7 protein-coding genes and 1 pseudogene are annotated in these 7,687 nt (G+C 65.7%); 5 read left to right on the top strand and 3 right to left on the bottom strand.

Annotation, left to right across the window (positions count from 1 at the left end; translation table 11 throughout):
* Both MOV75_RS20215 and MOV75_RS20210 read left to right on the top strand, forming a co-directional pair.
* Nucleotides 1–604: Ppx/GppA phosphatase family protein (locus MOV75_RS20215; RefSeq protein ID WP_369010465.1), on the top strand; the 604-nt coding region annotated here is incomplete at its 5' end.
* A 1-nt stretch (nt 605) separates the two neighbouring features.
* On the top strand, nt 606–1,292 hold the full coding sequence (locus MOV75_RS20210; protein ID WP_246927375.1) for an RlmE family RNA methyltransferase: 687 nt from the start codon (nt 606–608) through the stop codon (nt 1,290–1,292).
* A 94-nt stretch (nt 1,293–1,386) separates the two neighbouring features.
* Here MOV75_RS20210 and MOV75_RS20205 read toward each other — a convergent pair whose 3' ends face one another.
* Nucleotides 1,387–2,877, bottom strand: coding sequence for a DHA2 family efflux MFS transporter permease subunit (locus MOV75_RS20205; RefSeq protein ID WP_246927367.1), 1,491 nt, complete (start codon nt 2,875–2,877; stop codon nt 1,387–1,389).
* Between the two features lie 421 nt (nt 2,878–3,298).
* Here MOV75_RS20205 and guaB point away from each other — a divergent pair, with 421 nt between their 5' ends.
* The 3 genes from guaB (at nt 3,299) to MOV75_RS20190 (ending at nt 6,532) form a co-directional block, all read left to right on the top strand.
* Nucleotides 3,299–4,792 carry an IMP dehydrogenase gene (gene guaB / locus MOV75_RS20200; RefSeq protein WP_246927365.1) on the top strand — a complete coding sequence of 498 codons (1,494 nt, stop codon included), beginning with the start codon at nt 3,299–3,301 and terminating at the stop codon, nt 4,790–4,792.
* Between the two features lie 267 nt (nt 4,793–5,059).
* The gene (locus MOV75_RS20195; protein WP_246927363.1) at nt 5,060–6,082 is read left to right on the top strand and encodes an NADP-dependent oxidoreductase; all 1,023 of its coding nucleotides are present in this window, start codon (nt 5,060–5,062) and stop codon (nt 6,080–6,082) included.
* Nucleotides 6,083–6,235: 153 nt separating this feature from the next.
* On the top strand, nt 6,236–6,532 hold the full coding sequence (locus tag MOV75_RS20190; protein WP_246927361.1) for a hypothetical protein: 297 nt from the start codon (nt 6,236–6,238) through the stop codon (nt 6,530–6,532).
* A gap of 15 nt (nt 6,533–6,547) precedes the next feature.
* Here MOV75_RS20190 and MOV75_RS20185 read toward each other — a convergent pair whose 3' ends face one another.
* Together MOV75_RS20185 and MOV75_RS20180 are read right to left on the bottom strand one after the other, a co-directional pair.
* The gene (locus MOV75_RS20185) at nt 6,548–7,390 is read right to left on the bottom strand and encodes a metallophosphoesterase (RefSeq protein ID WP_247006461.1); all 843 of its coding nucleotides are present in this window, start codon (nt 7,388–7,390) and stop codon (nt 6,548–6,550) included.
* 69 nt (nt 7,391–7,459) lie between these two features.
* Nucleotides 7,460–7,687, bottom strand: a pseudogene (locus tag MOV75_RS20180) (acriflavin resistance protein); the annotation flags it as partial.

Below are 7,687 nucleotides of genomic sequence, written 5' to 3'. Positions count from 1 at the left end.
CTGCTCGCCGCTGGTCGACCCCAGGGGGCGCGGCGCGATCCTGTTCGACATCGGCGGCGGCTCGACCGAGCTGGTGCGGATCGAGCGCGACCCGGAAAATCCGGAGCCGCGCATCAAGGCCTGGATGTCGATCCCCTATGGTGTGGTGACGCTCGCCGAGCAGTTCGGCGGCCGCGACGTGACGCCGGAGATTTATGCTGCGATGGAGCAGGTGGTCGCGAACCACGTCGCGCCGTTCGCGGAAGAGCATGGCGGCGATCTCGCCGACATGCACCTGCTGGGCACATCAGGCACGGTGACGACGCTCGCCGGTATCCATCTCAACCTCGCACGCTACGACCGCCGCCGCATCGACAGCATCTGGATGAACGATTCCGACATCACCGCGACTATCAACAAGCTGCTCGGCATGAGCTACGAGGAGCGCGCCGGCAACAACTGCATCAGCGTCGAGCGCGCCGATCTCGTGCTCGCCGGCTGCGCCATCCTCGATGCCATCAGGCGCGCCTTTCCGCTGCGGCGCCTGCGCGTCGCCGACCGTGGCTTGCGCGAAGGCATGCTGGTCGAGATGATGCGCGAGGACGGCGCGCTCAGGAGCTGGTGAGATGGCCAAGGACACCACCGGCCGCTTGCACGTCCAGGTCAAGACCGGCGGCAAGCGCAAATTGTCGTCGAAGCTCTGGCTGGAGCGGCAGCTCAACGATCCCTATGTGGCCAAAGCCAAGGCGGCGGGCTATCGCTCGCGCGCGGCGTTCAAGCTGCTCGAGATCGACGACAAGTTTCGGTTTCTGAAGCCGGGCATGGCCGTGGTCGACCTCGGCGCGGCACCCGGCGGTTGGAGCCAGATCGCTGCCAAGCGCGTCGGCTCCACCGAAGGCAAGGGCAAGGTCGTCGCGATCGATCTGTTGGAAATGCCGGAGATTCCCGGCGTCGATTTCGCGCAGCTCGATTTCATGGACAATGACGCGCCCGAAAAGCTCACCGCGATGCTGGGCGGCGGCGCCGATATCGTGATGTCCGACATGGCCGCCAACACCACCGGTCACCGCAAGACCGACCAGCTCCGCATCGTCGGCCTGGTCGAGACCGCGGCCGCGTTTGCGTGCGACGTGCTCAAGCCCGGCGGCACGTTCCTGGCAAAAACGTTCCAGAGCGGGGCCGACGCCGACCTGCTCGCCCAGCTCAAGCGCGACTTCGCCACCGTGCGCCACGTCAAACCGGCGGCGAGCCGGCAGGATTCCTCGGAGCGCTATGTGCTCGCGACGGGGTTTCGCGGCGAGGCCAAGACGTAGTCACAAACTCCGTCATCGTAGCCCGCATGAAGCGAAGCGGAATGCGGGGCCGGTCCCGGATTGCGCTGCGCTCCATCCGGGCTACAGGAAATTCCTACCCCAGCCTTTGATCCCGCACGTCCTGCGTATCCTCGGTCGCCGCCTTGACCGCCGCCTTCTCAGCACCTTTGCCGGCGCCCTTGCGGCTCGCGATCTCCACGGCCTTGCGGCCGGAGATCTCGTGGCCGGCATCAGCGGGCATCTGCCAGAAGAACCAGCTTGACGCTGCCGAGGTCAGCGCGATCACGACAAAGGCCGGTGCGAACACGGTGGCGTCGATCTCGCCGACATGGTTGAACCACATCGTCGTTTCCACGCACGCCGCGCCGACCGCCACGCCGGCCGAAACGGCCAGCTGCTGGTTGACGCTGACGAGAGTGGTGGCACGGCTCATCTGCGCGGTCTCGACGTCGGCATAGGCAACCGTGTTGATCGCGGTGAACTCCAGCGAGCGGAAGAAGCCGCCGACCACCAGGATCACCATGATGATGAGCAGCGGCGTCGTCACCGTGAACAGCGCGCAGACGGCGAGGAAGAACGCGCTGACGATCGCGTTCACCGTCATCAGATTGCGGAAGCCGAAGGTGCGAATGATGCGTGCCGCCAGCGTCTTCATCCCCATCGCGCCGAGCGAGGAGGAGAAGGTGACGAGGCCGGAATGGAACGGCGACAGCCCGAAGCCGATCTGCATCAGGAGCGGAAGCAGGAACGGCAGCGCGCCGATGCCGAGCCGGAACATGAAGCCGCCGAGGACGGCCGCGCGCAATGTCGGCAGCTTCAGGAGCGAGAAGTCGAGCACTGGTGAGCCCGTGCGCCGGGCGTGCAGGACATACAGCATCATCGAGATCGCGCCGCCCACGACCAGGGCGGCGACCGTGCTCCACGGCAGCAGGTTCAGTCCCGCAACAGATAGCCCGAACGCGATGCCGGCAAGCCCGACACCCGCGAGCACCATGCCGTAGAGATCGAACGGCTCGCGCGTCTCGCTCTTGATGGGATCGATGAAGCGCAGCGCCATGAAGATGCCGAGCAGCCCGATCGGGATGTTGATCAGAAAGATCCAGTGCCAGGACGCGTAGGTAGTGATGAAGCCGCCAAGCGGCGGGCCGATCACCGGGCCGATCAGGGCAGGGACCGTCACCCAGGCCATGGCGTTGACCAGCGCGCTCTTGTCGACCGAGCGCAGCAGCACGAGGCGCCCGACCGGCGTCATCATGGCGCCGCCCATGCCCTGCAGGATGCGCGCGAACACGAAATCGGTGACCGAGGACGAGAGCGCGCAGCCGACCGAGCCGACCATGAAGACGCCGACCGCAATCGCGAACACCATGCGCGCGCCGAACCGGTCGGCGGTCCAGCCGCTCGCCGGGATGAACACCGCGAGCGACAGCAGATAGGAGGTGATCGCGAGCTTGAGCGTCAGCGGACTTGTGCCGATGTCAGCCGCGATCGCCGGCAGCGAGGTGGCGATCACCGTCGAGTCCATGTTCTCCATGAAGAGAGCAGTGGCCACGATCAGCGGAATGACGCGTTGCTTGTCGACCATGACGGATTGGTTTTGAAAATCGGAAGGAAGGGGGCTTGCGGCTTATCACCGCCGCCCGCCCGCGACCATTGCGGATCGACGCATAGCACCTAAATCCTGCGTGACCCCAGGTGTGACTCCCTCCGTCATTCCCGGGCGCGCCGCATGGCGCTCTCTCGTCAATCCGGGTTCGCGACTTCGTCGCGCCCCGGAATGACCGCGGAGGGGACGGCGTACCGAGCCGGTCCCCGCCGAATTTGCGTAAAAAGCCTGTGAATGGCAGGCCGGCGCTCCGAATTGCTTTGATTCGTCACGCGGCCGTGCTATCGACCCGCGTCAACCCCACCGATGGGCTCCGATTCTCCGGCGTTGCCGCAAGGTACGCCGAGGGCGGCGCTCATCCATTAGCATTTGCGGCAGGGCCGCAGGAAGGAGTTGGCAAATGGCCACGGTGCAACTTCAGGGCATCCGCGAAGCCTTTACGTTCGACGACGTGCTGCTGAAGCCGGGCCTGTCGGACGTCATGCCGGGCGAGGTCGACATCCGCTCCCGCGTCACCCGCGCCATTCCGCTCAACATCCCGATCATGGCCTCGGCCATGGACACCGTCACCGAAGCCCGCATGGCGATCGCCATGGCGCAGGCCGGCGGCCTCGGCGTCATCCACCGCAATTTCGACCCCGAAGGGCAGGCCGCCCAGGTGCGGCAGGTCAAGCGCTACGAGTCGGGCATGGTGGTGAACCCGCTCACCATCAGCCCCGAGGCCTCGCTCGACGATGCGCTCAAGCTGATGAGCGATCACGGCATCTCCGGCATTCCCGTCGTCACCGGCGCCGGCAAGAACACACCGGGCAAGCTGGTCGGCATCCTCACCAACCGCGACGTACGGTTTGCGACCAATCGCCAGCAAAAAATCTCCGAGCTGATGACGCATGAAAACCTCGTCACGGTGCGCGAGAATGTCAGCCAGGACGAGGCGCGGCGGATGCTGCACCAGCATCGCATCGAGAAGCTGCTCGTGGTCGATGAGCAATATCGCTGCGTCGGCCTCATCACCGTGAAGGACATGGAAAAGGCGGTCGCCCATCCGCTCGCCTGCAAGGACGCGCAGGGGCGCCTGCGTGTCGCCGCCGCCACCACCGTCGGGGACACCGGCTTCGAGCGAACCGAGCGCCTGATCGATGCCGGCGTCGACCTCGTCGTCGTCGACACCGCGCACGGCCATTCCCGCCATGTGCTCCACGCGGTGAACCGCATCAAGCGTCTGTCCAATTCGGTGCAGGTCGTGGCCGGCAACGTCGCCACCACCGAGGGCACTCAGGCGCTGATCGACGCGGGCGCGGACTGCATCAAGGTCGGCATCGGTCCGGGCTCGATCTGCACGACGCGCATCGTCGCCGGCGTCGGCGTTCCCCAGCTCACCGCGATCATGGATGCGGTGGAAGCGGCGAAGAAGGCCGACATCCCCGTCATCGCCGACGGCGGCATCAAGTTCTCCGGCGACCTTGCCAAGGCGCTCGCCGCCGGCGCCGACATCGCCATGGTCGGCTCGCTGCTCGCCGGCACCGATGAGACGCCCGGCGAAGTGTTCCTGTGGCAGGGCCGTTCCTACAAGGCCTATCGCGGCATGGGCTCGGTCGGCGCGATGGCGCGCGGATCTGCCGATCGCTACTTCCAGCAGGACATCAAGGACACGCTGAAGCTCGTGCCTGAAGGCATCGAGGGGCAGGTGCCGTATAAAGGCCCGGTCGGCAATGTCATGCACCAGCTCGCCGGCGGCCTGCGCGCCGCAATGGGCTATGTCGGCGCGCGTGACATGAAGGAGCTGCATGACAAGGCGCAGTTCGTCCGCATCACCGGCGCTGGCCTGCGCGAAAGCCACGTCCACGACGTCACCATCACGCGCGAGAGCCCGAACTATCCGGGCGGGGGTTAGTCGCCGATCGCGCTTTCAGCGCCGGTCTCGTGCCCGGGACGCAGCGCAGCAGCACTCCGGCGATGCGCTGCAGAGCCGGGGCCCATCGCTCTGCATCTGTCGTGTTACTTTGGGTCCCGGCTCTGCGCAGCAGCGCAAGAGCGCTGCAGCGCGTCCGGGACACGGGAGATGCGCATGACGAAACGCGATCACGCTCCTCCGCTTTTGTATTGACGCAGCTACCTCCCTCCGCTTCCGTCCATGTCGAAAAACAATCAGGAGGAAGCCATGTCCCAAGCAAAACGCATCGTTCTCGCCGCGCGTCCCGTCGGAGAACCCAAGCCATCCGATTTCCGCATCGAGGAATTCGCTGTCCCGACGCCTGCGGCGGGTGAAGTCCTGCTGCGCACGATCTGGCTGTCGCTTGATCCCTATATGCGCGGGCGCATGAGCGATGGTCCGTCCTATGCAGCTCCGGTGCCGATCGGCGGGGTGATGGAGGGCGAGGCGGTCAGCGAGGTCGCGGCGTCCAACAATGCCGGCTTCGCCAAAGGCGACATCGTCCGCATCCGTTCCGGCTGGCAGACGCACGCGATCTCCAATGGCAATGGCCTGATCAAGGTCGATCCGAAGCTCGGTCCGATCTCAACCTCGGTCGGCGTGCTCGGCATGCCCGGCATGACCGCGTATACGGGCCTGCTCGACATCGGCAAGCCGCAAGCAGGCGAGACCGTCGTCGTCGCCGGTGCCTCCGGCGCGGTCGGCTCGGCCGTCGGCCAGATCGCCAAGATCAAGGGCGCGCGTGCAGTTGGAATCGCCGGCGGCAAGGACAAGTGCGACTACGTGGTCAAGGAGCTCGGCTTCGATGCCTGCATAGATCACCGCGATCCGGATCTCGCCGCCAAGCTGAAGGATGCCTGCCCCAAGGGGATCGACGTTTATTTCGAGAATGTCGGCGGCGCCGTGTTCGAGGCGGTGTTCCCGCTGCTCAATCCGTTTGCCCGCGTGCCGGTCTGCGGCCTGATCGCGCACTACAACGACACCGAGGCCAAGCCGCCGAAATGGGCCGCCAGCATGATGCGCGCGACGCTGACCAAGCGGCTGACCTTCCGCGGCTTCATCGTCTCCGACTTCGCCGCGCGCCATGGCGACTTCCTGCGCGACATGTCCTCTTGGGTTCGCGACGGCAAGGTCAAGTACAAGGAGTTCGTCACCGAGGGCCTGGAGAGCGCCCCCGGCGCCTTCATGGGGCTGCTGAAGGGCGCCAATTTCGGCAAGCAGCTGGTCCGGGTCGGGCCGGATAAGGCCTGACCTGCCGCGTCCGCCTCCAAGGAAGGGGGCGGGATGGTTAACAAAGAGTGACCGATCGGCCACACCTGTTCCGCAAAAGCCGCAGGTGTGACCGTCGGTTCATTGACCGCAAGGCGAAGACGTTGAATCATCGCGCATATTTTGGGTGTTGCGATGTTAGAGATCAGTGTTTTCTGCGTTATCCTGCTTGCTGCCGGCTATTGGGTGGCGATGTTCGTCATGGGCCGCCACGACGACGTCATTCACGGCAAGTTCGTCCGCTCCGAGGAGGACGGCGATTTTGCGCGACCCGCGATGCCGGCGCCGCCGCCGTTCCCGAAGCGTCCGGTCAAGGCCGCGCAGCCTGCCAAGCGGGCCGTTGCCAACGATCTGGCGGCCAAGCCGGTGAACAGCGAGGCGCTGCAATCCTTGCTCGCCGCAATCCAGCAGGACCTCAAGAGCGTCGCCTGAGCCGCCAAGCGCGCGTTAGTGCTCGCCGCCCATCTGGGCGAGGATCTCCTCGACGTCGACATCGACCTGGCCCGCGGCCCTGAGGTGGCGAACCTCGAAGCTGTCGGGTCGGAAGCGATACTCGACCAGGCCGACTTCCTTGATCGCGATCCGCTCCTGGCGCTGATCGTTGATGACGAAGCCGGCCGATGGCGCCCAAACATGGCGGGTGCGGCGATAGCTGAAATCGCGCCGCTGGTGCACGTGGCCGCTGGCGATGAGCCATAGATCGACGCGCTCGAACATCTCGATCAGCCGGGCCCGTGCCGGCTGCGGCACGTAGCGGATCGAGGTCTCCGGCGTTTCAGGATCGTCAGGCAGGTTGAGAAACACAGGCTTGTGCAGGAACAGCGCGACCGGCCTGCCGTTCGTATGCGCGATCTCGGACGCCAGCCAGTCGAACTGCTCGGCCTCGAAGGCGAGCCCCGAATTCATCACCAGGGAATTGAGGCCGATGAAGCGCCAGCCCGCGGCGTCGAACGCCCAATGATCTTCGCCGATGATGTCGCAGAATTGCCGGCGGTGCGCTTCGCTGACCGGCGGCTTTGGGGCCGGCCCGATCGCGGTCGGATTATCGCCGATGTCGTGATTGCCGGGAAGGTAGCGGCACGCGACGGGCAGCGCGTCGTGCAGGCCTTTTGCAAAGACGACGTCATCGCGGCCGGTCGGCCCGTCGAAGGAGACGTCGCCGCTATTGACGACGAGGTCGGGCCTGTCAGCGTCGATGTGCTCGCAAACGCGATGGAAGTTGGCGACCAGGCCGGGGAAGCGCCGGCCGAGATGGGTGTCGGAAATCTGCGTCAGGCGAAATTCGGACATGCGATCATCGTACCAATTGTCCCGCGTCGGAACGATGACGGCGCCGGCATGGATCGCAACGAACAAAGTTTAAAGCACGCGGTAGCGGATCGTGTAGGCGTCCTGCGGCGCCACGGGGCCGGCGAGCGGCGAGGCGATGCGGTCGGCGAGGTGCCAGGGACCGAACTGCTCGGAGCGATGCGGCTCGGCAGGCAGACGGAGACGGAACTCGAAAATGCCCTTGCCGGGCAGGTTCACGACCAGCACGCGATCCGCGGTGCGGTGGTTGAGCGCGACCGCGCCGCGCAGCATCGTGCG

The organism is Bradyrhizobium sp. PRIMUS42, assembly GCF_023006515.1.
In the GTDB taxonomy this organism is placed as follows: Bacteria; Pseudomonadota; Alphaproteobacteria; order Rhizobiales; family Xanthobacteraceae; genus Bradyrhizobium.
Note: the sequence above shows the minus strand (reverse complement) of the source record. Positions and strands in the feature narration are given on the sequence as shown.